Below are 26,022 nucleotides of genomic sequence, written 5' to 3' on the forward strand. Positions count from 1 at the left end.
TCATCGCGCCAGCCATGAAACGGACCGCCTCCAGGGACATTTCTATGTCCCTGTTCACGCAGCAGTTGAACAGCTCAACACAGCCACGATCGGAGAAGAACATGGACGCACAGACCGATGATCCCAGCGCCGGCAAATGCCCCGTTGCACACGGATCCTCCAGCAGGAGCAACCGTGACTGGTGGCCCAACCAACTCGATCTTGGCGTTCTCCACCAGCAATCGAACCTTTCGGATCCGATGGGCGAAGAGTTCGACTATGCCGAGGAATTCAAGTCGCTCGATCTCGATGCGGTGATCAAGGACCTGCACCAGGTGATGACGGATTCGCAGGATTGGTGGCCGGCCGACTTCGGCCATTACGGGCCACTGTTCATCCGCATGGCCTGGCACAGTGCCGGCACTTACCGCATCGGCGATGGCCGTGGCGGCGCCGGGGCAGGCCAGCAGCGTTTTGCTCCGCTCAACAGCTGGCCGGACAATGCCAATCTCGACAAGGCGCGCCGGCTGCTGTGGCCGGTCAAGCAGAAATATGGGCGCAAGATCTCCTGGGCCGACCTGCTGATCCTCACCGGCAACGTCGCGCTGGAATCGATGGGTTTCAAGACCTTCGGCTTCGCCGGCGGCCGCGCTGACGTCTGGGAGCCCGAGCAGGACGTCGACTGGGGTTCGGAAACCAAGTGGCTCGACGACAAGCGCTATTCCGGCGACCGTGAACTTCGCGGCCATCTCGGCGCCGTGCAGATGGGGTTGATCTACGTCAATCCGGAAGGGCCGAACGGCACGCCGGATCCGCTGGCCTCGGCCCGCGACATTCGCGAGACCTTCGCCCGCATGGCCATGAATGACGAGGAGACCGTGGCGCTGATCGCCGGTGGTCACACCTTCGGCAAGACGCACGGTGCCGGCGATGCGTCGTTGGTTGGCGCGGAGCCAGAGGGCTCGAGCATCGAGGCGCAAGGCCTCGGCTGGTCGAGCAAGCATGCTTCCGGCATTGCCGGCGACGCCATCACCTCGGGCCTCGAAGTGACCTGGACCACGACGCCGACCAAGTGGAGCAACAATTTCTTCGACAATCTGTTCGGCTTCGACTGGGAACTGACCAAGAGCCCGGCCGGCGCCCATCAGTGGACGCCAAGGGGTGGCGCCGGGGCCGGCACCGTTCCGGATGCGCACGATCCGTCAAAGCGCCGCGCGCCGGCGATGCTGACCACCGATCTCGCGCTGCGGGTAGATCCTGCCTACGAAAAGGTGTCGCGGCGCTTCCACGAGCATCCGGAGCAATTCGCCGACGCCTTCGCCCGCGCCTGGTACAAGCTGACCCATCGCGACATGGGTCCGGTCGCCCGCTATCTCGGCCCGCTCGTGCCGAAGGAAGAGCTGATCTGGCAGGACCCGATCCCGGCGGTCGACCATGAACTGGTCGGCGAGCAGGACATCGCCTCGCTGAAGGCGAAGATCCTGGCATCGGGCCTGTCGGTTTCCGAGCTGGTTTCGACCGCCTGGGCTTCGGCCTCGACGTTCCGCAATTCCGACAAGCGCGGTGGCGCCAACGGTGCACGTATCCGACTGGCGCCGCAGAAGGATTGGGAAGTCAACCAGCCGGCGGAACTGTCGAAGGTGCTGGCGAAGCTGGAAGCCATCCAGAAGGAGTTCAACGCGGCACAGACCGGCGCGAAAAAGATCTCGCTGGCCGACCTCATCGTTCTCGGCGGCGTTGCCGCGGTCGAGAAAGCCGCGACGGACGGAGGCCATGAGGTGAAGGTGCCGTTCACGCCAGGCCGCATGGACGCCTCGCAGGAGCAAACGGACGTGCATTCCTTTGCCGCGCTCGAGCCAAAGGTCGACGGCTTCCGCAATTACGTCAGGGGCAAGCAGCCGATGTCGGTCGAGGCCATGCTGGTCGACCGGGCGCAGTTGCTGGCGTTGACCGCGCCGGAATTGACAGTGCTGGTCGGCGGTCTGCGCGTGCTCGGCGCCAATACCGGCGGATCGAAGCACGGCGTGTTCACCGACAGGCCGGGCACTTTGACCAACGACTTCTTCGTCAATCTGCTCAGCATGAACACGGTCTGGGATCCGGCCGCCGGCTCTGTTCCGGGTTCGGAAGAGGTGTACGAGGCGCGCGACCGCAAGACCAAGGCGGTCAGGTGGACCGGCACCCGTGCCGATCTGATCTTCGGCTCGCACGCCCAGTTGCGTGCGCTTGCCGAGGTCTATGGCTCCGCGGATGCAAGCCAGAAATTCGCCAGGGATTTCGTGGCGGCATGGACCAAGGTGATGAACGCCGACCGCTTCGACATCGCCTGACTTCGCATAAGGGTACTCCCGCGCGCCTGCGCTGGAGCTCCAGTCCTCCCAAGGACATAAGATCGGGGCCGCGTTTCCAGCGATGGAAACGCGGCCTTGTCGTAAGAGGCTGCTCCTTGGTGGACCGTGCCTTGCCGGGCAATGCTGCTATTTATCGGCGTAGCGTCTCCGCCGGTGCACCATGATCGAAATCGTCAAACCCGCGCTTGAACATCTGCCATCCTACAAGGTGGCGCTCGAGCGCGGCTGGTCACCGGACAATGTGCGGCTGATGGAAGCGACGCGCGGGCAGCTCGCGGCCATCGAAAAGGATCCCGTGGCCTTTCTTGCCGACCTCGACAATCCCCAGGCCAAGGGCGGCCCGATCAGCTTGCCCGACGGCAAAAAAGTGCCGCGCCTGCCGGGCTTCCGCCGCTGGATCTGGGATGGCGAGGCGTCGGGCTCGATCGGCTTTCGCTGGCAGAAGGGCACGGCGGAACTGCCGCCGCATGTGCTCGGCCATATCGGCTATTCGGTGGTGCCGTGGAAGCGGCGGCGCGGCTACGCCACCGAGGCGCTGCGGCTGATGCTGGACGAGGCGAGGGCGGTCGGCCTGGCTCACGTCGAGATCACCGCCAAGCCGGGCAATCCGGCCTCGCACAAGGTGATCCTGGCCAATGGCGGCAAGCTCGTCGAACGCTTCTTCGAGGACGCCGCCTATGGCGGGGCGGAAAGCTTGCGGTTCCGGATCGAGCTGTAGGATGTGTCTCAACCATGCTCATCGGCGCACAGCGCATGATCCGACAGCGCGCGGATGACGTAGCAGTCGCCGACCGTCTGGCCATTGCAGCACGTGGCGATGCGTTCGAGCTCGGCCTCGAGTCGCTTCAACTGGGCAATCTTTTCCCGCACCGAGATCAGTTGCTCCTCGGCGATCTTGTCGGCGTGGCCGCAGGGCTGCTCGGGGTGGCCGCTCAAGTCGATCAGGGAGCGGATGTCGTCAACGGCGAAGCCGAGGTCGCGGGCGTGGCGGATGAAGGCCAGCCGCTCCAGCTCCTGCCTGGAATAGCGGCGCTGGTTGCCTTCCGAACGCTCGGGTGCGGCGACAAGGCCCATCTGCTCATAATAGCGGATTGTCGGCACCTTGACCCCGGTGCGACGCGAGAGATCACCGATCGAAAACATGAAATTTTCCCCTTGAAGCTCTAGTGACTAGAGCAATTATAGTGCCTGACATCAGCATTCAAGACCCATGCGGCGACGCCGCGCGGGCAAGACAGGCAGGTAATGTGATGACGACGCCGCTCAAGCAGGAAACGATCGGGCAGACACGGTTCAAGATCGGCGGCATTGACTGCGCCTCCTGCGCGGCCAAGATCGATACGGCGGTGCGTCGTCTCGACGGCGTCGCCGATGTCTCGGTTTCGGTGACCGGCGCCAGCATGACGGTCAGCCACAGCGGTTGGCTCAACGACGACAAGGTGCTGCGGCAGGTGGCGCGGCTGGGCTACGGCATCGTCAAGGCGGAAGGCGGGGCCGATGGGCGTGCTTCAGTGGCCAAGGATCATGATCATGCTGATCATGATCACAGCGATGCGGCGCCGGGGCAGGCGTGGTGGCGCTCCCGCCGTGCTGTGCTGACGCTGGCCTGCGCGGCAGCGCTTCTCGCCGCCTACGGCATCGGCCATCTTCTTCCTGCGGCCGAGCGCTGGGTCTTCCTTGCCGCCCTGCTGGTCGGCCTGGTGCCGATCGCACGGCGAGCGCTGATGGCGGCATTGGCCGGCACGCCGTTCTCGATCGAGATGCTGATGACCATCGCGGCGATAGGCGCCGTGATGATCGGGGCTACGGAAGAAGCCGCCGCCGTGGTGGTGCTGTTCCTGATCGGTGAACTTCTGGAAGGTGTCGCAGCCGGCCGGGCGCGGGCGAGCATCCAGAGACTTGCCGATCTGGTGCCGAAGACGGCCTTGGTCGAACGCGCGAGCGGCACATCGGAAGTTCCTGCCGAACGGCTCGGCGTCGGCGACATCATCCTGGTGCGGCCGGGCGACCGCATTCCGGCCGATGGCGAGATCATCGAGGGGTCGAGCGAAATCGACGAGGCGCCGGTGACCGGCGAGAGCACGCCCAAGCGCAAGGGCACTGGAGAGCCCGTCTTCGCCGGTACCGTCAGCACCGACGGCGTGCTCAGGGTTCGCGTGACGGCTGCCGCGTCTGACAACACCATCGCCCGGGTCGTGCGGCTTGTGGAGGAGGCCCAGGAAGCCAAGGCTCCGACTGAACGCTTCATAGACCGCTTCTCAAGATACTACACCCCGGCGGTGCTGGCGGTCGGCGCGCTGGTTGCCCTGTTGCCGCCGCTGCTCATTGGCGGCGACTGGAACGAATGGATCTACAAGGGCTTGGCGATCCTGCTGATCGGTTGCCCCTGCGCGCTCGTCATCTCGACGCCGGCAGCAATCGCCGCTGGCCTTGCGACCGGCGCGCGGGGTGGCCTGTTGATGAAAGGTGGTGCGGTGCTGGAAGGGTTTCGCCGGATCACGGCGGTGGCCTTCGACAAGACCGGCACGCTGACCGCGGGCAGGCCCGTGGTGACCGACATCATGGCCTATGGCCGCGATGAACGCACCGTGCTGGCGCTGGCGGCAGCGCTCGAGCAGGGTTCCAGCCATCCGCTGGCCATGGCGATCCTCGACAGGGCCAAGGCTGATGGTGCGCCGGTGCCGCCGGCTCTGGCGGCGAAGGCGATCTCGGGCAAAGGTGTCGAGGGCAGCGTCGGTGGCGTCGCCGTCTTCCTCGGCTCCGGTCCGGCGGCGGACGAACGCGCCGACATGACGCAAGTGCAGCGCCTTGCCGTCGACAGCCTCAACGGGCAGGGCAAGACCGTCTCGGTGCTGGTCGCCGACGGCGTGGTGGCAGGGCTGATCGCCCTGCGTGACGAGCCGCGACCGGATGCGGCGGTCGGCATTGCGGCGCTGAAGGCCGAAGGCATCCGCACGATCATGCTGACCGGCGACAATCGCCGCACGGCCGAAGCCATTGCCGCTTCGCTCGGCATCGAGGCGCGGGCGGAGCTGTTGCCTCAGGACAAGCAGCGCATCATCGGCGAATTGCAGCGCGAAGGGCTGAAGGTCGCCAAGGTCGGCGACGGCATCAACGACGCACCGGCGCTCGCCGCCGCCGACATCGGAATCGCCATGGGCGGCGGCACCGATGTGGCGCTGGAGACCTCGGATGCGGCAATCCTGCGTGGCCGCATCACGGACGTCATGCGGATGGTGAGGCTGTCGCGGGCGGTGATGGCCAATATCAGCCAAAACATCAGTGTGGCGCTCGGGCTGAAAGCGGTGTTCCTGGTCACCACCATTGCCGGCATCACCGGCCTGTGGCCGGCGATTCTGGCCGACACCGGCGCCACCGTGCTGGTCACCGCCAACGCCATGCGCCTGCTGCGCTGGCGCGGGTGAAGTGGTCTATTCCGCCGGAGCCGTCAGCGGCGGCGTGGCGTTGCTGCGCCCTTCCCAGACATAAGATGCCAGCGCCACCGCGACGGCGACCAGCATGGCGATGGCGCCCAGCAGCGGCAGGCTGCGGTAGCCATAGCCGCTGTTCAGCATCGCGGCGCCCAACGACGCGGCCAGCGCGATGCCGACATTGAAGCCGGACGGAATGAGCGACGAGGCGAGGTTCGAGGCGTCCGCCGTCCAGGCCAGGATGCGGGTCTGGATCGGTGTGCCGATGGCGAAGTTGAGGCCGCCCCAGACGACGATCGCCACAACCATCGGCAAGGGATAGGGGCTGACGGCGTAGATGACGGCCAGCGTCACCGCCTGCAGGGCCAGCATGGTGATCAATGACGGCATCAGCTTCCAGTCGGAGAGCTTGCCGCCGAGGAAGACGCCGAGCGTTGCGCCAACGCCATTGAGCAGCAGCACCCACGGCACCAGGTTCTCGTCGAGCCCGGTGACCTCCAGCAGTGTCGGGGTGATGTAGGTGAACAGGCCGAACTGGCCGATCATCAGCATCAGCATCAGGATCAGCGAGGTCCAGACCTGCTGGCGGGCCAGCACACGGACCTCGCGGGCGAAACCGGCGGGCCTGACCGACGATCCGGTGGTGCGCGGCAACAGGGCTGCCATGGCCAGCGTTGCCGCCACGCCGAGCGCGCACATCACCCAGAAGGTGGCGCGCCAGCCCCAGATGTTGCCGATCGCGGTGCCCGCCGGCACGCCGATGACGTTGGAGACGGTGAGGCCGGACAGGATGACGGCGACAGCCATGCCGCGCTGGTCCTCGCGCACGAGACCGACGGCGACGACCATGGCGACGCCGAAATAGGCGCCATGCGCGACCGCCACGGCAATGCGCAACAGAAGCATCGAGGTGAAGTCGGGCGCCAGCGCGCAAGCCGCCTGGCCGATGGTGAAGGCGATGGCGAGGCCGAGCAGCAGGCTCTTGCGTGACAGCGACTTGGTGGCGAGCGCCAGCAGCGGGCCGCCGATGGCGATGCCGCCTGCATAGCCGGAGACGAGGTAGCCGGCCGAGGGGACCGAAACGCCAAGACCTTGCGCCACCTGCGGCAGCACGCCGGCAATGACGAATTCGGTGGTGCCGAAGGCAAAAGCGGCAATGAACAGGGCTATGAGCGGAAGCGACATGGCAAGGCCTTAGCTGGAACGGCCTCAAACCACGGATGGGCTTTGCGGGCAATGAAGAAATTTTTGTCGCGAGTTTAGGTTTTCTTCAGTGAGCGAGGCGGTGAAGCGCCAATCTCCCTCCTTGTGGGGGAGATCGGCTGCTTCTCAGCTCGCCTTCAACCGCGACCCAGTGAGCAGACCGCGCTCTTCGAGCACCGGATAAGCCATCGAGGCCAGCAGCGAATTGATCTGCTTCAGGTCGCGGATGGTATCGAGATGAATCGAACTCGTCTCGACGCTTTTGGCGGTGCCGTCGCGCAGCCGCACGAAATGGCTGGCGCTGGTTTCCTTCTCGCGGTCACGCAGCTGGTCCTTTTCCAGCACCAACTGGCGGGCAGTCTCGGGATCGCGCGACACCAGCACATTGAAGGCAAGCCGCGCATTGGCCAGCACCGAGCCATGGAAGGCGCACAGCTCGGCCCAGCCCTCGTCGGTGAATTCCAACCCGCGCTCGAATTTCTTCTTCACATGCACCAGCATGTTGCGCACGATGATGTCGCCGACCTGCTCGAGCTTGACGCAGGCGCCGATCAGTTCCTGGCAGCGCAGCGCTTCGTCCTCGGTCAGCGGGTTCCTGGTCAACTTGGCGAGGTAGAGCTTGATCGCGGCGTGCTTGCGGTCGACGCGGTCGTCGAGTGCGGCTAGCGCCTTGATCTTGTCGGCATCGGCACTTTCATAGAGTTCGATGATGCGCTTGAGCATGATCTCGATCGTCTCGCAGACCCGCACCACCTCGCGGGTGGCATTGGCCAGCGCCTGGCTCGGCACGTCGAGCGCGCTTTCGTTGAGCGCGGACAGTTCGACGACGTCAAGCGAGGCGGCCGGCACCGGCTTGGTGCCAAGTGCGACGATCTTCTCCGAAGCGCGGTAGACGAACCCTGCCAGCGGCAGGCCGGCGAGCAGGATCAGCACGTTGAACAGGATGTGGGCATTGACGATCTGGTCCGCCGCCGTCGAACCGAGAAAGGCGAAGTGCGGCCTGAAGATCATGACCAGGATCAGCATGACCAGCGAGCCAAGCCCGCGCATCAGGAGGTTGCCGATCGGCACGACGCGCACTTCGGGGCTCGACGAGCGGGTCAGCATCGGCGCGATGATCGAGGAGCCGAGGTTGACGCCAAGGATGAGAACGACGCCGAGTTCGGGCGTGATCAGGCCGCGGCCTGCCAGCGTCGCCATCAACAGCACCGCCGCGATGCTCGATTGGAACAGCCAGGTGATCAGCGCCGCCAGCAGATAGGCGGTGATGGAATCGGTCGAGAAGTAGTTGATGATGACCGGCATGAGCTGGCTGTTGCGCAGCGGCTCAGACGCCTGGCCGATCATCTCCAGCGACAGGATCAAAAGGCCGATGCCGACCAGAATGCGGCCGGTCTGGCGCCAGTCGCGCCGCTCGGTGGCCATGAACATGACCGTGCCGGTGATCAGGCACAGCGGCACCAGCAAGGTGAGGTCGAAGGTCAGCAGCTTGACCACCAGCGCAGAGCCGATCTCGGCGCCGCGCACTGCCAATTGGCCCGCGGCGCCCGAGACGATGCCAGAGCCGGCGAAGGAGCCGACCAGCAGCGTGACGGCTGTGGAACTCTGCAGGGCGATGGCAAGGCCGGTGCCGGCCAGCACCGCCATGATCGGATTGCGCATGGTGGCGCGCAGGCGGTGGCGCAGCACGTCGCCATAGGCGCGTTCAACGCCGGTCTTCACCATGCGGGTGGCAAACAGCATCAGCGCCACGGCGCCGGCCAGATGCAGAAGGACGACGGACCCGCTCATTTCGCCCCCCGCATGCAAACAGGATGCGCGTCCTGTTTGGCGTGGCGATCAGAAGGGAAAACGAGGGTACGAATCATGTTCATGGCGGTGACTTATAATAACTCGAATATTTTAGCCGGATAATAAAATCTTGTCGATTTCAAGGGCCGTTGCAGCGCGACGGGCGGTGTCGGAAAATGGACGGACGCGCAAATGGTTGCATTGCGGGGCGGGCTCGAAGCAACGGATAGGCAGAGTTAGCAGCGCGACCGGCTCCTGCCTTTGCGATTATGTTCAGCTCTATTGGGTAAATAAAGGAAATCATTACACAATTGTAATGCAGGCGTTCAGCTTCGGTTCATCGGTGGCCCGCTATTCCTCTGGCATCGACAACCAAGGAGACTTCTTTTGAAACGCATTGTCCTTTCCGCACTCGCTTTCTCGATGCTGGCCGCTACGTCGCTCACCGGCCAAGCCGCACCGCTGAATGCACCGAACGCTCCGCAGTCGAATTACAGCCAGGTCGACTGGCAAAAGCCCACCAACAGGGATGTCAAGAAGCGCTTCATCCAGAAGCGCGTCATCCATAAGAAGGTCATCGTGAAGCGCAACAACTGGCGCAACGGCCATAAATATTCAGGCTGGAGACAGCACCAGCCGATCCGCGACTATGGCCGCTACGGCCTGCATCGTCCCGGTCGCGGCCAGGAATGGATCCGCGTCGGCAACGACTATGTGTTGGTCGGTGTGCTCTCCGGCGTCATTTTCGGCGCGCTTGCCGCGCATTAAGCGGTCCCCAGGCGGATATTGGAAAGAGGCGGCCCGCAACGGCCGCCTCTTTTGCCTGTGGAAACCGGGTATGGCCCGCATTAAGGGTCGTCGGATTTCGCGGGTATGATTATATAATCGGGAAACGAGTCCTCCCCGATGCGCTTTCCACCCGCCTTCCTCGACGAGATACGCGACCGCGTGCCGATTTCATCGGTTATCGGCCAGCGCGTTGCGTGGGACAGGAAGAAAACCAACGCGCCGCGCGGCGACTATTGGGCCTGTTGTCCGTTCCACGGCGAGAAGAGCCCCTCCTTCCACTGCGAGGACAAAAAGGGCCGCTACCATTGTTTCGGTTGCTCGGTCTCGGGCGATCATTTCAAGTTCCTCACCGAACTCGACGGGATGAGCTTTCCCGAAGCGGTCGAAAAGATCGCCGATATGGCCGGCGTGCCGATGCCGGTTCGCGATGCGCAGGAGGAGCGGCGCGAAAAGGAACGCGCCAGCCTGACCGACGTCATGGAAATGGCGACCAGCTTCTTCCAGGAACGGCTGCAAGGGCCTGAGGGGGCGAAAGCCCGCGCCTATCTGCGGGATCGCGGGCTGACACCGGCGACGCAGCAATCGTTCCGGCTCGGCTTCGCCCCCGACAGCCGCAATGCGCTCAAGGAGCATCTCGCCGCCAAGGGCGTTCCCAAGGCCGATATTGAGGCCTGCGGGTTGGTGCGACACGGCGACGACATCCCGGTTTCCTATGACTGGTTCCGCGACCGCATCATGTTCCCGATCCCGGATTCCAGAGGCAAGATCATTGCTTTCGGCGGCCGCGCGCTGCAGCCGGATGCGCTGGCCAAATACATGAACTCGCCCGACACCGAGCTCTTCCACAAGGGCAACGTGCTCTACAATTTCGCCCGCGCCCGCAAGGCGCAGGTCAAGGACGGCACTGTGATCGCCGTTGAAGGCTATATGGACGTCATCGCGCTGGCGCAGGCCGGCTTCGAGAATGTCGTGGCGCCGCTCGGCACCGCGCTCACCGAGAACCAGCTCGAGCTGCTCTGGCGCATGGCGCCGGAACCGATGTTGTGCTTCGACGGCGACAAGGCCGGGCTGAAGGCGGCGTGGCGTGCCGCCGACATGGCACTGCCGTCGGTGCAGGCCGGGCGCTCGGCGCGCTTCGCGCTGCTGCCGGAAGGCAAGGATCCCGACGATTTGGTCAAGGCCGCAGGACCGGACGCGTTCCGCATCGTGCTGGCCGAAGCACGGCCGCTGGTCGATCTGCTGTGGATGCGCGAGACGGCGGGCGGCGTCTTCGACACGCCGGAGCGGCGGGCCGAACTCGAGAAGACGCTGCGCGAGCTGACCAGCCGCATCCGCGACGAAAGCCTGCGCTACCATTATCAACAAGAGATGCGCGAGCGCGTACTGAGCTTCTTCGGCTCGCAGCGCAGTGCGCGCCAAGGGCGTCAAGATGGCGGCCGGCCAGGCGAGCGCGGCCAGGGCAAGGCGGCCGCACCCGGCGGACAATTCGCCAAGCCCGGCGGCGGCCGCATGGCGATCACCGAAAGCCTCGGCCAATCGGCGCTGGTCAAGCGCGGCGGCGAGGGGATGTCAGTGCGCGAGGCGACGATCATCGTCGCATTGATCAACCATCCGGCACTGATCGACGAGAATTTCGCTCATATCGAGTTTCTCGATCTCGCCAACTCCGATCTGAGGCGGCTGCATGCGGCGATCCTCGACGCGATGGCGCATGACATGGCCAATGACCGTCAGGCCGTTATCGCGACGGTCGAACGCGCCGGCTGCGCCGAGATCTGGGAGCGGGCCGTCGGCCTGATCCGGCGGATGCGGCAATGGCCGGCGCTGGAGACCGCTGCCCTTGAAGATGCCCGCGATGCTTTCAGCCAGGCGCTGCACTTGCAGCGCAGCGCGCGCACCTTACATAAGGAGCTGAAACAGGCGGAAGCGGCGCTCGCCACCGATCCCACAGACGAAAACTACCGGCACCTGATCGAAATTCAGGCGCAATTTCAGGATGTACAGGCGACGGAAGCGCTGATCGAAGGATTCGGCGTGTCCTCGGGCAGGGCTGGGCGAGCTTAGTTTGAAGCGAGTTGAGACGCGAAGGCGTTGTTGCGCGTCCAAATGGCGCGTAACGGGCTAAGTCGGGTAATTGATTCGCTTTTTTCATGCGAATCATGCGAGAGGCGCTTGACCTTCTGGCAGATTGGCGGAATCAGGACGATTCGAAACGTTAACCCGAACCCGCGTCGACGGGAAATAAGCGATGTGAGGGTACTGGTCACTGGACAGGCAGCCTGCCTGCCACAGATATCAGGGTTAATCTGGACTTAATGCATGTCGCCCAAAAGGGGAAACCGGTTTTGGGGCAACGACATACACCAAACGAAACGAGTTGATGCAGTTACTGGCCCGGTGAAGCGCGTTTCATAAGCGAGCGCATCCGATTTGACTGGTCCGACAGCTTACGCGGCTTTGAAGTTCGGCCGCTAGGAGAAGATAAAGACTATGGCGACAAAGGAAAAGGAAGAGGTCGAAACCGAACGCGAAGGCGCCACCGATGGCCCTCTGCTCGACCTTTCCGATGATGCTGTCAAGAAGATGATCAAGGCCGCCAAGAAGCGCGGCTATGTCACCATGGACGAGCTGAATTCGGTGCTGCCCTCGGAGGAAGTGACCTCGGAGCAGATCGAGGACACGATGGCGATGCTGTCCGACATGGGCATCAACGTGGTCGAGGACGACGAGCAGGGCGAGGAGCCCGAGGCGGCCGACACCGCGGCGGACGCCGAGGAAGACGCCAACGAGCTGGCCGAGCAGACCGGCACTGCGGTCGCCGCCACCACCACCAAGAAAGAACCGACCGATCGCACCGACGATCCGGTGCGCATGTATCTGCGCGAGATGGGCTCGGTCGAGCTTCTGTCGCGCGAGGGCGAAATCGCCATCGCCAAGCGCATCGAGGCCGGCCGCGAGACGATGATCGCCGGCCTGTGCGAAAGCCCGCTGACCTTCCAGGCCATCATCATCTGGCGCGACGAACTCAACGAATCCAAGATCCTGCTGCGCGAGATCATCGATCTCGAAGCCACCTATGCCGGCCCCGAGGCGAAGCAGGCGCCGGTGGTCGAGCGCATCGAGGAAGCCAAGGTCGAAGAAAAGCCGCGCCGTTCGCGCGACGAGGAAGAAGACATCACGAATGTCGCCGCCGATACGCGCGGGCTGGTCGATGACGACGAGGAAGACGAGGACGAGGCGAGCCTGTCGCTGGCGGCGATGGAAGCCGAACTGCGTCCACAGGTGATGGAGACGCTCGACGTCATCGCCGACACCTACAAGAAGCTCAGGAAGCTGCAGGACCAGCAGGTCGAAAACCGTCTGGCCGCGGCCGGCACGCTGTCGCCCAGCCAGGACCGCCGGCTGAAGGAGCTGAAGGACCAGCTGATCAAGGCGGTGAAGTCGCTGTCGCTCAACACGGCGCGCATCGAGGCGCTGGTCGAGCAGCTCTACGACATCAACAAGCGCCTGGTGCAGAACGAAGGCAAGCTGCTCAGGCTCGCCGAAAGCTATGGCGTGCGCCGTGAGGAGTTCCTGAAGGAATATCAGGGTTCCGAGCTCGACCCGAACTGGACGCGCGCGATCGGCAATCTGACCTCGCGCGGCTGGAAGGAATTCACCAAGAACGAGAAGGACGCGATCAAGGACCTGCGCGCCGAGATCCAGAACCTCGCAACCGAAACGGCGATCTCGATCCTGGAATTCCGCAAGATCGTCAACCAGGTGCAGAAGGGCGAGCGCGAAGCGGCTATCGCCAAGAAGGAAATGGTCGAAGCCAATCTGCGCCTCGTCATTTCCATCGCCAAGAAATACACCAATCGCGGCCTGCAGTTCCTCGACCTGATCCAGGAAGGCAATATCGGCCTGATGAAAGCGGTCGACAAATTCGAATACCGCCGCGGCTACAAGTTCTCGACCTACGCGACATGGTGGATCCGGCAGGCGATCACGCGTTCGATCGCCGACCAGGCGCGCACCATCCGCATTCCGGTGCATATGATCGAGACGATCAACAAGATCGTGCGCACCTCGCGCCAGATGCTGCACGAGATCGGCCGCGAGCCGACGCCGGAAGAACTGGCCGAAAAGCTCGCCATGCCGCTGGAAAAAGTGCGCAAGGTGCTGAAGATCGCCAAGGAGCCGATCTCTCTCGAAACGCCGGTCGGCGACGAGGAGGATTCGCATCTGGGCGATTTCATCGAGGACAAGATGGCGATCCTGCCGATCGACGCGGCGATCCAGGCCAATCTGCGCGAGACCACCACGCGCGTGCTGGCCTCGCTGACGCCACGCGAGGAGCGTGTGCTCAGAATGCGCTTCGGCATCGGCATGAACACCGACCATACGCTGGAGGAAGTCGGCCAGCAGTTCTCGGTCACCCGCGAGCGTATCCGCCAGATCGAAGCCAAGGCGCTGCGCAAGCTCAAGCACCCGAGCCGGAGCCGCAAGCTGCGCAGCTTCCTGGATAGCTGACATTTACCGATGCAAAGAGTTCAAGGGCGCCGATGGCGCCCTTTTTTGTTGTGGGACGCACTCTTGCGGGCGAGGCCCTTCGGGAGGATAATTTCGTGTCGGATGCATTTTCTGGGCGACAACCCGGATGCCCGCCCCGGCGAAGCCGCCGTGCTCCGTGGCCCCGGAGGGAGGTGTGCCATGACAAGCTACATCGTGCTGATGAACTGGACGGAGCAAGGTGCCAGGAACGTACGCGAGTCACCGAAGCGGCTCGACGCCGCCAGGAGGCAACTGGGAGACATGGGCGGATCGTTCAAGGGGTTCTACCTGACCATGGGCGAATACGATATGGTGGCTGTGGTCGAAGCCCCCGACGACGCGGTGCTGGCGCGCTTCTCGCTGATGCTGGCGGCAGCGGGCAATGTCAGGACGCGGACGCTGAAGGCCTTTCCCGAATTAGCCTACCGCGAGATCATCACCTCGCTCGGGTGAAGGAATCGGCAGGGTTTCTCGAAGTCGCTGGTTGGTGCCGGCCTGGTGGCGCTTGCCGCAAGACGGGGCGCTTCGCCGTGATAGAATGCGGCCGGGGAGATCGCAATGAAGAAGGTTTCGATATTGGTCGCCAGCTTTGCCGCTTTGTCGTCGCTGCCGTTTTCCGCCGGCGCCGGCGCGCAAAAACCGGTCGGCATGGCCAATCCGGCGTCCGTCCATTGTGGCGAGATCGGCGGGCGCCTGGTGATCAGGAAGGATAAGGCCGGTAATGAATATGGATTCTGCGGCTTGCCCAATGGGCGCCTTTGCGAGGAGTGGGCGCTGTTTCGCGACAACAAGTGCGTCGGGCCGAAGGCTGCCATGCGCCGCAAGTGACACACCTGCCATCATAGGGTGAGATCATGTCCGAACCGCATTCCCATTCGCATCTGTGGCCCGGCGTGCCACTCGCGCTTGCTCGGCCGCCCTGTTCGGGGCGACGCCGCCGCTCAGCAAACTGCTGCTCAATGGCGTCAATCCCTTCATGCTGGCCGGGCTGCTCTATCTCGGTGCCGGTCTCGGGCTGGCTCTGTACCGCCTGCTTCGGGGCAGGCAGGCCGCGGCCGGGGAGGCGCAACTGACCGCTGGGGATATTCCCTGGCTGGCGCTGGCGATCGGCATGGGCGGCATCATCGCGCCGGTGCTGCTGATGTTCGGCTTGACCCTCAACACGGCGTCCAGTTCGGCGCTGCTGCTCAACCTGGAAGGGCTGGCGACGATGGCGATCGCATGGCTCGTCTATCGCGAGAATGTCGACCGGCGCCTGCTTTTCGGCGCGTTCGCCATTCTGGCGGGCGCCGTTCTTCTGTCGTGGCAAGGTGAGGGCGTAGCCTTCAACCGTGGCGCCCTGCTGGTGGCAGGAGCTTGTCTGGCCTGGGGGATCGACAACAATTTCACGCGCAGGATCTCCGCCACCGATCCGGTGGTGATCGCCATGCTCAAAGGGCTGGTGGCGGGTGTCGTCAATGTCGGGCTGGCGCTTGCCGGCGGGGCCTTGTTTCCCCGGGCGTCGGTCATTGCAGCGACCGCGGCAGTCGGTTTCTTCGGCATTGGGGTCAGCCTGGTGATGTTCATCGTGGCGCTGCGTCATCTGGGTACCGCCCGGACAGGGGCCTATTACTCGCTCGCTCCCTTCATCGGCGCGCTGCTGGCAATCGCCATCCTGGGTGACGCCGTCACGCTCAAGCTTGCGGCCGCCGGACTTCTGATGGGTGTTGGCCTGTGGCTGCATCTGTCGGAGCGCCATGAGCATGAGCACGACCATGAGGAACTGGAGCATGAGCACAGCCATGTGCATGACGAACACCACCAGCACCATCATGACGGGCCGGTAAGCGAGCCGCATTCTCATTGGCACCGGCATGCCCCAATGCGACACCGGCATCCGCATTATCCCGACCTGCACCACAGGCATGGCCACGGATAAATGCTGACCGTCTGGTACAACACGCGCTGCCCGGTCTGCGATGCCGGCATAAGCAGGCAGAAGCGGCGGCTGATCGAAGCGGTCAAGGCCGGGCGGATCGAGTTCCGAGACATCAATTTTGAACCGGCAGCGCTTGCCGGGCATGGCGCGTCGCTTGAGGATATCCGCCGCCGGCTGCACGCCACCGACGTGGCGGGCAGGCTGCTGGTCGGCGCCGACGTTGCCATCGCCGTGTGGAAGGTCACGCCGGGCGAGGGCTGGCTGGCGACGGTGTTCGGCAATCCGGTTGTCTTGCCGCTGACACGCTTTGCCTATGATCGTTTCGCCGACCTTCTCTATGCCTGGAACCGGCGCAAGGGTCGCTGGTAGCGCTTCGTGATTAATGACCAGAAGCGCAAAGGTCCGGAGGACATCTCCGGACCTTTTTTCGTGCGAGTTATCGGCTGGCCGGCTCGCAGAGCGCGCCGACGATGCGGCGTACCACCGGCAGCACCAGCAGCAGCGTCGGAAACGCCACCAGCCAGGACAGCCCCCAGGCGGTCAGCCAGATGGACGGCAGCTCGGGGTGGAAGCCAAGGCTTTTCAACGTCGAGATGAACGAGACGATGAAGGTCATCAACAGCGACAGCACCAGCGGGCTAAGAACAGCGGCATAGCGCGCAGGCAGCTTCCTGCGCTGATGTCTTGCAGTCATTTTGAGAGTTCCCTGAAGTATCCGGTCCGTCGCTTTTGGCATCCATTCGCCGGTGACCGGCAAAATTGCCCGGAAAGACCGGGGTTGGATGCGTTGCTTGACGTCAGACGCTTACGGAGCAGCCGAGGCGCTCGCGGGCCTTCTAGCGGTACGTTCCGGTGAAAGCAAGCCTCTGGCGCCGCATTCAGATACATCGTAAGATATATCTTGACTCTCCCGATTGGCTCGCATAATTAAGATATATCGTAAGATACAACTCAAGGAGCAATCAATGCACAAACATTTTGGGAACAATCATTTCGGCGAGCGCATGTTCATGCACATGGCCGGCAAATTCGGCGGCAAATTTGGTGGCAGAGGGGGCGGCGGTTTTGGCCCGTTCGGGCACGGCGGTCGCGGTGGCGGGCGGGGCGGCCCGGGCGACATGTTCCGCGCCGGGCGCATGCTGGCCGACGGCGACCTCAAGCTGATCACGCTGTCGCTGCTGGCCGAGGCCCCGCGCCACGGCTACGACATCATCAAGGCCTTGGAAGAGCGCACCAGCGGCATCTACAGCCCGAGCCCGGGCGTGGTCTACCCGACGCTGACCTTCCTGGAAGAGGCCGGCTATGCCGCCTCCGCCGCCGACGGCAACAAGAAGGTGTTTTCGATCACCGAAGCTGGCCAGGCGCATCTCGCCGACAACCGCGAGATGATCGATGGCGTGCTCGACCATCTCGAGCGCTTCGGCCGCAAAATGGCCAAGGCGCGCGACTGGTTCGGCTGGAACGACGAGAGCGAAGAGGGCGGGCGTCGTGGCGGCCGGGGTGGCCGCGGGGATCGTTCGGAAGCGCGGGACGAATTCCGCGCAGTCCGCCACCGGCTGCGCGCGGCTCTGGGTGACTTCGTCGACGCCCCGGCCGACAAGCAGGCCGAGGCGATCGCCATCCTCGAAGCCGCCGCCGAGGCCCTGGAAGCGCTGTCGCACAAGTAAGCTCGTCCAGCCGACCGGACGCAGCCCTTGCCCGCTGGGCCAAGGACCGATAGTGAAATTCATTCCGCGTCACTCTACATGGTGCGGGATGAATGCTGTTGGAGGAAGCCCGATGTCTTTTCTGAAGCGTCTTTTCGGCGGTGGCGCCAGCGGAGCCGAAACGGCTGGGCCAACGAGCGCAGCGCCGGCCAAGCAGGTCGAGCACAAGGGGTTCCTGATCAGCGCCACGCCCTACAAGGCGGATGGCCAGTACCAGACGTGCGGCGTCGTCTCCAAGGAGATCGACGGCGTGGTGAAGGAACACAAATTCATCCGCGCCGACCGCTTCGCCGGGCTCGACGACGCCGTCGACATCTCGATCAAGAAGGGCATCCAACTGGTCGACGAGCAGGGCGACCGGATTTTTGGGTAGATCACCGCCAGCAGGTCACTGCCTAACCATGCGGGCCTTTGCGCCACGATGGACCTCTCGGTCCGGGTTGACGTACGACCGCCGGCGATCAACTCGTCCTGGTGGGATCAATCGTCATCAGGCGGGTCCTGGCCTCGATCAGATGCCTTCTCGCGGCCCTTATCCGGCCGCACAATGCCAAGTTAAGAGCGACGCCGCCTTCCTCGTCCAGCAAGTCATTCGCGCGCTTTAGAGAGCGCTCGGCTCTCCTTATGCGCAGTCTGGCGTTGGCCGCTTCGATGCTGTGAATTTCAATCATTGTGCCGCGTCCTTTGCGGTTCCGGTCCCTTCATGGACTAAACCGCCGCTGATCCTATTGGTTCCGGCGCTGTGATTATGGCTGCGGTTTCGGCTATTTCGTTGTGGTGTTGAATTCACGGTTTGCCGCATAATCGATAACGAAGGTGCCCTCGGGAGCGCGAACGCCTTGCCTCACATTTGAGATGGTCACCGTCGTGGTAAGTCCCTTCTCGTCGGTGAGGCTCCATCTGCGCAGATCTAGCGATTTTCTGTCGAACACCATGGAGATGTTCGAATTGCCGAAAGCCGATCTGTCGGCCAGCTTGACGGTTACTTGAGCGCCGTCTTCTCTGATGCTTTTGACGCGACTGCCGGAGAAGTCGACCTTGTTGTCGAGCAGCAGCTTAAGCGGCGTCTTCGAGAGAGCATAAAGCCGCGATGTCTTCAGTCTCCTGTTATAAACCACCAGGGATTTGCCATCCGCGATCACGCTGACCCCAGATTGGCCTGCATAGTTGAACCGGATCTTGCCTGGGCGTTGGAGAAAAAACCTGCCGTGTTTTCTTTCCGCTTTCGGGCCTGATTGCACGAAATCCCCTGACATGGATTTCACCGATGAGAAGTGATCGGCAATCGTCTTTGCTTCAACCGGCGCGGCCGAAGCCCCGGCATTCACCGCGGCAACGCCGATAACGGCACACAAGAAACCCAGCAGCTTTTTGATCCGATAGGCCATTCGATTAACCCCCAGCAAACGCGTGATCGAAGGAGATCAGGCGTTGAGATCAGTAGCCGTTCGGGCACCGCGCGACGTAAACCCGGCCGTACCGATCGCGATATCTGCACTGGCCGGCTTCGCTGGCGTGGCCGATGACGGCCCCTGCTATCGCACCAACCGCACCGCCAACAACCGCCCCTTCCACAGGGTCTCCGGCCACCGCGGCGCCTACGGCCGCGCCACCCAAGCCGCCGACGGCGGCGCCTTGTTCGGTACGGGAGCACGCCGAGAGCGGAATGAGCAGGCTCAAAATGAGCAGCGTCTTTTTCATTGGTTCTCTCCTGGGGCTACTATTAGCCAAAGCTTAAATGCTCAAGAGAGCTTTTCGATCCATCGACCGTTGCCTGCCATTCAAGCCTGGCCGTGGCGGAGCCACGCGCCTTCGGCTCAAATGCCTGCGATCGCCAAAAGCCAGGCCAGGATGTCGAGCAGCAGAAACAGCAGCGCAATCTGCAGCGCCACCCGCAGCCGCTGGATAATTCGCCAGTTGCCGGCCATGTCCGCCTTGATGCGAAGGGCAAGCGCGCGGCGCATGGCCGACATCGTCGTCGGCCTGTCGCCGTCGACATATTGATCAAGCAGCTCTTCCGGATCGAAGCGGAATGTATATTGGTGGTAGGGCCAAAGCATGAAGACGATCAACCCGCCGATGCCGAACAGCAGGGCCACCGCGGTCCAGTCCCAGAGCCCAAGCCCATTGGAAAGGGCCGCACCGCCGAGCAATGAGTTTGCGAATGCGGTGGCAAAGACAAGGCTGCCGGCGCGGGTGCTCATGTTCTCCACAAGGGTCTGCTGTTGCGTGAGACCTCTCACCGCCTCCTGATAAATGAATGCAAGACGCGGATCGTCGTCGGCAACAGCGCTTGCGGCAATTCTGTTGCTTTCGCTTCCACTCGGATGTTCCGCCATCAGGGTGTCCTCTCTGGCGTGGACTGGATGCGCGAGCTCAGTCGAGATCCCACGGTGCAAATGTTGTCCGTGGACTGCCCCGCGCAAGGGGGGGAACGGATGAAACAGGGGACAGGATCCGTGGCGAACCGAACGGGCCAGGCTGATTGCGCGCCTGGCCAGCAAGGTTTGGGAAATCGACCCGGGCTAAGCCGGCTGCAACTCCCTGCGCGGCAGTGGCGGGAACGCGATGGCGATGCCGACCGCGCCGAGCCCGATAAGAGCCGAGCCGATGAACAGCCAGGAATAGTTGGCGTAGGCGTCGAACACCATGCCGCCGGCAAGCGGTCCCAGCGCCATGCCGAGGCTGGACAGCATGGTGGCGGCGCCGAACACGGTGCCGAGGATGCGCTGGCCGAAATATTCGCGCGCCAGCACCGCATAGAGCGGCATGACACCGCCATAGGTGGCACCGAAGATAACGGCCAGCATGTAGAACTGCTCAAGCTGGCTGATCGACAGATAGGCGGCAATGACGATCGCCTGGATCGCCAGGCCCGCGATCAGCACCGGCTTGACGCCCAGCCTGTCGGCCAGCACGCCGTAGAAGAGCCGGCCGCCGAGGCCTGCCAGGCCTTCGACACTGTAGATCGAGACCGCTGCCATGGGGGCGACGCCGCACAGCATGGCATAGCTGACCATGTGGAAGATCGGCCCGGAATGCGCCGCGCAGCAGGCAAAGAAGGTCAGCCCCAGCACGATGAATTGCGGCGAGCGCAGCGCCTGGCCGACCGTCAGGCCGGCACCTTCGGCAACCGGCGCGGAGCCGGGGTCGACTAAGACGGGCTTCGGCGGCTGGCGCACCAGCAGCACCGCCGGCAACAGCAGCACCCAGGCGGTAATGCCGATGTCGAACATGGCGGTGCGCCAATCATAGGCGGAGATCAGCCAGCGGGCGAGGGGCGAGATCGTCATCGGCGCCACGCCCATGCCGGCCGAGACCAGTGAGACGGCAAGGCTGCGGTTGGTGTCGAACCAGCCTGTGGTCAGCGCGATCATCGGCGCGAAAAAGGCGCTTGCCGCGAGACCGACCAGCACGCCATAGGTGACCTGGAAGCTCAGCAGCGAACCGGCGCGGCTGGCCAGCACCAGCGCCAGCCCGAGCAGCACCGCGCCGATCATCACGACGATGCGGGCGCCAAAACGGTCCGATATCGCGCCCCAGGCGAAGCCACCAAGGCCCATCACCAGGAAGTTGAGCGTCATGGCGCTCGAAATGCCGGCGCGCGACCAGTTGGTGTCGACCGCCATCGGCTCGAGAAAGATCGCCAGCGAAAACATCGTCCCGATGGCGACGCAGGACATCAGCGCGCCAGCGGCGACGATGACCCAACGATAGGAAAGGCTCATTCAAATCTCCCATGCCTAAGGGCAGCGCTGCGCGCTGCTTGCACCCGAAGGACGCCGGCACCGGGTTCGATCCTACAATCCGGTTGCATTTTTTATCCAGTTTGACGTGACGCCGTTTTCAGTAGCTCAGATCGGCAGTTCCGACGTGTATTTGATCGTCTGGCTGGGGACGTCGGTCTTGACGTTCTGCACGCCCTTGATGCGGCTCAGATGCTCCGACTGGAAGCGGCGGTAATCGTCGATGCCGGCCGCCACCACACGCACCATGGCGTCGCAATCGCCGAGCATCAGGTAGCACTCCATCACCTGCGGCAGCTTGGCGACTTCGGTGGCGAAATGCTCGATCGTGTCCTCGTCCTGCGTTTTCAACCAGATGCGGGTGAAGAAGGTCAGGCCCTTGCCGATGCTGGCGGGGTTGAGCACGGCGACGTAGCGGTCGATGACACCGGCCTCCTCCAGCAGCTTCACGCGACGCAGGCAAGGCGATGGCGACAGCCCGACCTCATTGGCCAGATCGTTGTTGGCCATGCGGCCGTCGCGCTGCAGCGCCCGCAGGATCCGCTTGTCGATCTCATCAAGTTTCATGGCTCTGGATTCCATCTATTTATGGCTTTGTAGCGCCAAATGCCAAATTCTGATGAAACACAACAATCTTCGCAACCAAATTGTGAGCCGGTGCCGCTATGTTTGCGGCCGACATCACAAGAGTCCAGAAGCAACCCGGGAGCGGCGGCCGCGAGGCGCGCCAGGGGAGACGCATGAGCATTTCACAGGCAGTCGAGGCGGCGGGCAATGGTTCGGGATCCGAGTTCCGCCGTGGCGTGGCGTCCTGCGCGCCGGTGCTGTTCGGCACCATCCCCTATGCGCTGGTGCTTGGCGCCCAGGCCACGCAGAAAGGCTTAAGCACGGTCGAACTGTCTGCCATGACAGGGCTGAACTTCGCCGGCGGCTCGGAATTCGCGGCGATCCAGTTGTGGACGTCGCCGCCGCACGTCGTGCTCATCGTCGCCATCACCTTCCTGGTCAACAGCCGTCACCTGCTGATGGGTGCGGCACTGGCGCCATTCCTGCGCCACCTGCCACGACGCAAGGTGTTTCCGGCGCTTTTCTTTATGTGCGATGAAAGCTGGGCGCTGGGCCTGGCCGATGCCAAACAGCGCGCTGCCGCCGGCATCACGCCGGCCTTCAGCCCGCGCTACTATATGGGCGCGGCGCTGGCGATGTATCTCGCCTGGGTGTCCTTCACCACGCTGGGTGCCTTGCTCAGTCCGATGCTCGGCGACGTCGGGACCTATGGTTTTGACATGGCGTTCCCGGCCGTCTTCCTGGTGCTGATGCGCGGCATGTGGACGGGTATGGCGGCGGCGCGGCCCTGGCTGGTCAGCCTGATCGTGGCAGCACTGGTCTATCTCTTCGTTCCCGGCGCCTGGTATGTCGCCGCCGGCGCGGTATCGGGGCTGGTCGCGGCTTGGCTGATGGCGGGTGATGCATGATCGACGCAATGACCTTTCTCACCATCGTGCTGATGGCCGGCGTCACTTACCTGACGCGCATCGGCGGCTATGTCGTGCTGCGCAACCGCACACTCAGCGCGCGTGCCACGGCGGTCATGGGAGCCGCGCCTGGTTGCGTGCTGATCTCTGTCATCGCACCGGCCTTCGTGTCGAAGTCCCCGGCGGATATTCTGGCGCTGGCTGTTACTCTGGTAGCCGCCACGCGGCTTTCCATGCTGCCGACCGTGCTGATCGGAGTCAGCGCCGCTGGTCTGCTGAGGCACCTCATCGGCTAGAACGAAAAAGGCAGGCGCGCACGCCTGCCTTTCGAAGCGGACAAATTTTGGCTCTTTACGCGGCAGCCGCGACACCCTGGCTGGCGGCCACCACGGCATCGACCTTGGCGGTCGCCTTGGCGAGCGCTGCGGTCACCGCGTCAGGACCCATGCCGACGCCTTCGATGCGGATGACATCGACGTCGGTCATGCCGAGGAAGCCGAGCACGCCGCGCAGGTAGGGAATGGCGTGATCGAACTGCACGGCCGCACCTTCGGAGTAGATGCCGCCCGAAGCCAGCACGATATAGACCTTCTTGCCGGTGACGAGACCCTTGGGGCCGTTCTCGCCATAGGCAAAGCTCTTGCCGGAACGAGAGATGTGATCGACCCAGGACTTCAGTGTCGAGGAGATGTTGAAGTTGATGAAGCCTGTGGCCAGGATCACTGTGTCGGCGGCAAACAGCTCGTCGAGCACCACATCGGAGACGCCGACGACTTCAGCCTGGCGCGCAGTGCGGGCTTCCGCCGGCACGTAGATGCCGCTGGCGTAGTCGGCATCGATATGCGGCAGCGGGTTGGCGACGAGGTCGCGCACGACGAGCGTGTTCGACGGATCGGCGGCGACGAGCTTTTCAGCGAATTCGGTAGCGATGCGGGTCGAATGCGAGGCGGCGCCCCGCGGGCTTGAGGTGACAAGAAGAATGGACATTTTGGGCTCTCCAGCGGTTGGAATGATTTGTCCCACCAGATATGGGGCTTTCGATCCATTCAATAAACTGGTATATTTTCTATACGATCCATCTATAAGTTAGATATATCGATGCAGCCCAACCCGACGCTCGATCAACTTCAGATCTTTGTGACAGTCGCCGAAGCCGGCAGCTTCTCGGCCGCCGGCCGCAAGCTCAACCGGGCACAGTCCGTGATCAGCTACGGCATCGCCAATCTCGAGGCGCAGCTGGGGCTGAAACTGTTCGAGCGCGAGGGCACGCGCGAGCCGCAATTGACCGAGATCGGCCGGGCGATGCTGGAGGATGCGCGGCGCATGATCGGCGTGCTGCAGCGCATCCGCTCCCGCGTCGACGGCCACCACCAGGGGCTCGAGGCCGAAGTCGCGCTGTCGGTCGATGCGGCGCTGCCGTCGCCGGTGCTGGTGCGGGTGTTGAAGGCATTCGAGGTGCAGTTTCCGACCGTGATGCTGCGCCTGCATATCGGCACGCTCGGCCTGATCCCCGATCATGTCGTCAGCGGGCAGGCCGACCTTGGCATTGGCGGCCTGCTGGGCGATGTCGATGTGCATCTCGCGCGCATCGGCTTCATGTCGATCGTGCTGGCCGCCGCGCCCAGCCATCCGCTGGCCCTGCTGCCGAAGCCGGTGGCGATCGAGGATGCGCGCGAACACACGCAGCTTGTCGTCACCGACCAGTCGGAGCGTACCAAGGGGCGCGACTTCGGAGTCTTCGCCTACCGTACCTGGCGGCTGACGGATGTGCGCACCAAGCATATGCTGATGCGCGAGGGGCTGGGCTGGGGCGGGCTGCCGCGCTGGCTGATAGCAGACGACCTGGCGAGTGGCCGGCTGGTCGAAATCGACCTCGAATCCTTCAGGGAGGTGAGTTCGCCGCTGTTTGCCATGCACCGCAACGATCGCAGCCCGAAGCCAGCGGCCGCCTGGCTGATCGACCAGTTCAAGCGCCAGCTCGGCTGCTTCAACGAGTTCGAACCGGGCGAGGTGCCTGAGGAAGAGACAGGCCATCGATCAGTGCTATGAGCACCGCGCGGTAGTCCTGAGCTGACGCACCGGCCTCGATGGCCAGGGCGGCACGATCGAAGGCGGAGCCGAGCAGTGCGGTCAGCGCGTCGGCCGGCAATCTCGTCATCGTTTGCGCCCGCATCGCCGCGACCAGCCCTTCGCGCAGCGAGCGGTTGCCATGGCGATTGTCGATCGCGTCCATGGCGGCGCGGCCAAGCACGGCCGGGCCGTCGAGCAGCAGCAGGCGCGTGCGGCCTGGCGTGCGCATGGCGGTGAGATAGGCGTCGGAACCGGCAATCAGTGCGTCGCGGGCATTGAGTGATGGCGCCGAGGCGCGCTCGATCTCCTCGGCGACCGCTGCCGCCTCCTGGTCGACCACGGCGGCAAACAGCGCCTGCTTGTCGGCGAAGTGATGGTAAAGCGCGCCGCGCGTGACGCCGGCGGCAGCGGCGATCTCCGGCGTGCCGGTCTCGGCATAGGATTTTTCCGTAAACAGCTTTCGCGCCGCGGCAATCAGGTCGGCGCGCGTCGCCTCGGTACGGTCACGGTTGGAACGGCGCGCGGAATCGCGTTGCATACATGCAGCCTGTATGTTAATTCAATTTACATGCAGACTGTATGTTAATTGACGGGAGAAGGAAAGATGAAGACGACGAGCTATTACCCGGTGCTGATGACCGGCGACGTCGCCGGCACGACGGCGTTCTATGTCGAGCATTTCGGCTTCCAGCCGCTGTTTGAAAGCGACTGGTATGTGCATCTGCAATCGGTGGACAACAAACGCGTCAATCTCGGCATCGTCCAGGGCGACCACGAGACCATCCCGAAGGAGGGGCGGGGCCGCACATCGGGCCTGCTGATCAATTTCGAGGTTCGCGACCCGGACGCGGTCTATGAGCGGATCCTTGCCGCCGGCCTGCCGATCCTCCAATCCTTGCGCGACGAGCCCTTCGGCCAGCGTCATTTCATCACCAAAGACCCCAATGGCGTGCTGATCGACGTCATCAAGCCGATTCCGCCGAGCGAGGCGTTTCTGGCGCAGTACGCCGAGGGGGCTGCGGAACGGTGA

The 26,022-nt window shown here is 63.6% G+C and carries 27 protein-coding genes and 1 pseudogene; 16 read left to right on the forward strand and 12 right to left on the reverse strand.

What is annotated here, in order from left to right:
* Window positions 1-101 precede the first annotated feature (101 nt).
* Window positions 102-2,309, forward strand: a complete 2,208-nt coding sequence (gene katG, locus NKJ00_RS17050) for a catalase/peroxidase HPI (protein WP_352630535.1) — start codon at window positions 102-104, stop codon at window positions 2,307-2,309.
* A 181-nt stretch (window positions 2,310-2,490) separates the two neighbouring features.
* Window positions 2,491-3,048, forward strand: coding sequence for a GNAT family N-acetyltransferase (locus NKJ00_RS17055; RefSeq protein ID WP_352630537.1), 558 nt, complete (start codon window positions 2,491-2,493; stop codon window positions 3,046-3,048).
* An 8-nt stretch (window positions 3,049-3,056) separates the two neighbouring features.
* Here NKJ00_RS17055 and NKJ00_RS17060 read toward each other — a convergent pair whose 3' ends face one another.
* Window positions 3,057-3,473, reverse strand: coding sequence for a MerR family transcriptional regulator (locus tag NKJ00_RS17060; RefSeq protein WP_023809674.1), 417 nt, complete (start codon window positions 3,471-3,473; stop codon window positions 3,057-3,059).
* Between the two features lie 107 nt (window positions 3,474-3,580).
* Here NKJ00_RS17060 and NKJ00_RS17065 point away from each other — a divergent pair, with 107 nt between their 5' ends.
* The gene (locus NKJ00_RS17065) at window positions 3,581-5,755 is read left to right on the forward strand and encodes a heavy metal translocating P-type ATPase (RefSeq protein ID WP_352630540.1); all 2,175 of its coding nucleotides are present in this window, start codon (window positions 3,581-3,583) and stop codon (window positions 5,753-5,755) included.
* A 6-nt stretch (window positions 5,756-5,761) separates the two neighbouring features.
* On the opposite strand, the gene NKJ00_RS17070 is transcribed toward NKJ00_RS17065, so the two are convergent.
* Window positions 5,762-6,946: an MFS transporter gene (locus tag NKJ00_RS17070; RefSeq protein ID WP_023809672.1), complete on the reverse strand. Its 1,185-nt coding sequence runs from the start codon at window positions 6,944-6,946 to the stop codon at window positions 5,762-5,764.
* Window positions 6,947-7,090: 144 nt separating this feature from the next.
* The gene (locus NKJ00_RS17075) at window positions 7,091-8,755 is read right to left on the reverse strand and encodes a Na/Pi cotransporter family protein (protein ID WP_023809671.1); all 1,665 of its coding nucleotides are present in this window, start codon (window positions 8,753-8,755) and stop codon (window positions 7,091-7,093) included.
* A gap of 387 nt (window positions 8,756-9,142) precedes the next feature.
* Here NKJ00_RS17075 and NKJ00_RS17080 point away from each other — a divergent pair, with 387 nt between their 5' ends.
* From NKJ00_RS17080 to NKJ00_RS17110, 7 genes and pseudogenes are all read left to right on the forward strand, one after another.
* The gene (locus NKJ00_RS17080) at window positions 9,143-9,523 is read left to right on the forward strand and encodes an RcnB family protein (protein WP_127270906.1); all 381 of its coding nucleotides are present in this window, start codon (window positions 9,143-9,145) and stop codon (window positions 9,521-9,523) included.
* A gap of 138 nt (window positions 9,524-9,661) precedes the next feature.
* On the forward strand, window positions 9,662-11,608 hold the full coding sequence (dnaG, locus tag NKJ00_RS17085; protein WP_352630542.1) for a DNA primase: 1,947 nt from the start codon (window positions 9,662-9,664) through the stop codon (window positions 11,606-11,608).
* Between the two features lie 426 nt (window positions 11,609-12,034).
* Window positions 12,035-14,056: an RNA polymerase sigma factor RpoD gene (rpoD, locus tag NKJ00_RS17090; protein WP_352630544.1), complete on the forward strand. Its 2,022-nt coding sequence runs from the start codon at window positions 12,035-12,037 to the stop codon at window positions 14,054-14,056.
* 180 nt (window positions 14,057-14,236) lie between these two features.
* A complete protein-coding gene (locus NKJ00_RS17095) occupies window positions 14,237-14,530 on the forward strand; it encodes a GYD domain-containing protein (RefSeq protein WP_352555748.1) in 294 nt (97 codons plus the stop codon).
* Window positions 14,531-14,635: 105 nt separating this feature from the next.
* Entirely contained in the window at window positions 14,636-14,905 is a 270-nt protein-coding gene (locus NKJ00_RS17100; protein WP_352555750.1) for a putative hemolysin, read from the forward strand.
* A gap of 26 nt (window positions 14,906-14,931) precedes the next feature.
* Window positions 14,932-15,995: pseudogene (locus tag NKJ00_RS17105) on the forward strand (DMT family transporter).
* The gene (locus NKJ00_RS17110) at window positions 15,996-16,364 is read left to right on the forward strand and encodes a thiol-disulfide oxidoreductase DCC family protein (RefSeq protein ID WP_352630546.1); all 369 of its coding nucleotides are present in this window, start codon (window positions 15,996-15,998) and stop codon (window positions 16,362-16,364) included. It abuts the pseudogene before it with no gap.
* Between the two features lie 67 nt (window positions 16,365-16,431).
* Here the strand turns inward: NKJ00_RS17110 and NKJ00_RS17115 are convergent, their stop codons facing one another.
* Entirely contained in the window at window positions 16,432-16,689 is a 258-nt protein-coding gene (locus NKJ00_RS17115) for a DUF2798 domain-containing protein (protein ID WP_023809663.1), read from the reverse strand.
* A gap of 271 nt (window positions 16,690-16,960) precedes the next feature.
* Between NKJ00_RS17115 and NKJ00_RS17120 the strand changes: the two genes are divergently transcribed.
* Together NKJ00_RS17120 and NKJ00_RS17125 are read left to right on the forward strand one after the other, a co-directional pair.
* Complete coding sequence (locus NKJ00_RS17120) at window positions 16,961-17,662, forward strand: PadR family transcriptional regulator (RefSeq protein ID WP_023809662.1); 702 nt, start codon at window positions 16,961-16,963, stop codon at window positions 17,660-17,662.
* Window positions 17,663-17,774: 112 nt separating this feature from the next.
* On the forward strand, window positions 17,775-18,074 hold the full coding sequence (locus tag NKJ00_RS17125) for an HlyU family transcriptional regulator (RefSeq protein WP_127268097.1): 300 nt from the start codon (window positions 17,775-17,777) through the stop codon (window positions 18,072-18,074).
* A gap of 88 nt (window positions 18,075-18,162) precedes the next feature.
* Here the strand turns inward: NKJ00_RS17125 and NKJ00_RS17130 are convergent, their stop codons facing one another.
* From NKJ00_RS17130 to NKJ00_RS17155, 6 genes are all read right to left on the reverse strand, one after another.
* Complete coding sequence (locus NKJ00_RS17130; protein WP_023809661.1) at window positions 18,163-18,372, reverse strand: hypothetical protein; 210 nt, start codon at window positions 18,370-18,372, stop codon at window positions 18,163-18,165.
* A gap of 93 nt (window positions 18,373-18,465) precedes the next feature.
* A complete protein-coding gene (locus NKJ00_RS17135; protein ID WP_128305484.1) occupies window positions 18,466-19,089 on the reverse strand; it encodes an outer-membrane lipoprotein carrier protein LolA in 624 nt (207 codons plus the stop codon).
* A gap of 49 nt (window positions 19,090-19,138) precedes the next feature.
* A complete protein-coding gene (locus tag NKJ00_RS17140; protein ID WP_127297410.1) occupies window positions 19,139-19,402 on the reverse strand; it encodes a YMGG-like glycine zipper-containing protein in 264 nt (87 codons plus the stop codon).
* A 116-nt stretch (window positions 19,403-19,518) separates the two neighbouring features.
* Window positions 19,519-20,205: a hypothetical protein gene (locus NKJ00_RS17145; protein ID WP_352613118.1), complete on the reverse strand. Its 687-nt coding sequence runs from the start codon at window positions 20,203-20,205 to the stop codon at window positions 19,519-19,521.
* Window positions 20,206-20,226: 21 nt separating this feature from the next.
* Window positions 20,227-21,429, reverse strand: a complete 1,203-nt coding sequence (locus tag NKJ00_RS17150; RefSeq protein WP_023809657.1) for an MFS transporter — start codon at window positions 21,427-21,429, stop codon at window positions 20,227-20,229.
* A gap of 126 nt (window positions 21,430-21,555) precedes the next feature.
* Entirely contained in the window at window positions 21,556-22,014 is a 459-nt protein-coding gene (locus NKJ00_RS17155) for an Lrp/AsnC family transcriptional regulator (protein ID WP_013530158.1), read from the reverse strand.
* 173 nt (window positions 22,015-22,187) lie between these two features.
* Here NKJ00_RS17155 and NKJ00_RS17160 point away from each other — a divergent pair, with 173 nt between their 5' ends.
* Together NKJ00_RS17160 and NKJ00_RS17165 are read left to right on the forward strand one after the other, a co-directional pair.
* Window positions 22,188-22,922 (forward strand): AzlC family ABC transporter permease, encoded by a 735-nt coding sequence (locus tag NKJ00_RS17160; protein WP_023809656.1) that lies wholly within the window; start codon window positions 22,188-22,190, stop codon window positions 22,920-22,922.
* On the forward strand, window positions 22,919-23,218 hold the full coding sequence (locus NKJ00_RS17165; RefSeq protein WP_023809655.1) for an AzlD family protein: 300 nt from the start codon (window positions 22,919-22,921) through the stop codon (window positions 23,216-23,218). The genes NKJ00_RS17160 and NKJ00_RS17165 overlap by 4 nt, the downstream gene beginning before the upstream one ends.
* A gap of 55 nt (window positions 23,219-23,273) precedes the next feature.
* Here NKJ00_RS17165 and NKJ00_RS17170 read toward each other — a convergent pair whose 3' ends face one another.
* Window positions 23,274-23,909 (reverse strand): FMN-dependent NADH-azoreductase, encoded by a 636-nt coding sequence (locus tag NKJ00_RS17170; protein ID WP_023809654.1) that lies wholly within the window; start codon window positions 23,907-23,909, stop codon window positions 23,274-23,276.
* A 111-nt stretch (window positions 23,910-24,020) separates the two neighbouring features.
* Between NKJ00_RS17170 and NKJ00_RS17175 the strand changes: the two genes are divergently transcribed.
* Complete coding sequence (locus NKJ00_RS17175; RefSeq protein WP_023809653.1) at window positions 24,021-24,971, forward strand: LysR family transcriptional regulator; 951 nt, start codon at window positions 24,021-24,023, stop codon at window positions 24,969-24,971.
* Here the strand turns inward: NKJ00_RS17175 and NKJ00_RS17180 are convergent.
* Window positions 24,910-25,530, reverse strand: a complete 621-nt coding sequence (locus NKJ00_RS17180) for a TetR/AcrR family transcriptional regulator (protein ID WP_023809652.1) — start codon at window positions 25,528-25,530, stop codon at window positions 24,910-24,912. The genes NKJ00_RS17175 and NKJ00_RS17180 overlap by 62 nt on opposite strands.
* Window positions 25,531-25,596: 66 nt before the next feature.
* On the opposite strand from NKJ00_RS17180, the gene NKJ00_RS17185 reads away from it, so the two are divergent.
* Entirely contained in the window at window positions 25,597-26,022 is a 426-nt protein-coding gene (locus NKJ00_RS17185) for a VOC family protein (protein ID WP_023809651.1), read from the forward strand.

It is taken from the genome of Mesorhizobium sp. M0227, from assembly GCF_040321855.1.
GTDB lineage: Bacteria > Pseudomonadota > Alphaproteobacteria > Rhizobiales > Rhizobiaceae > Mesorhizobium.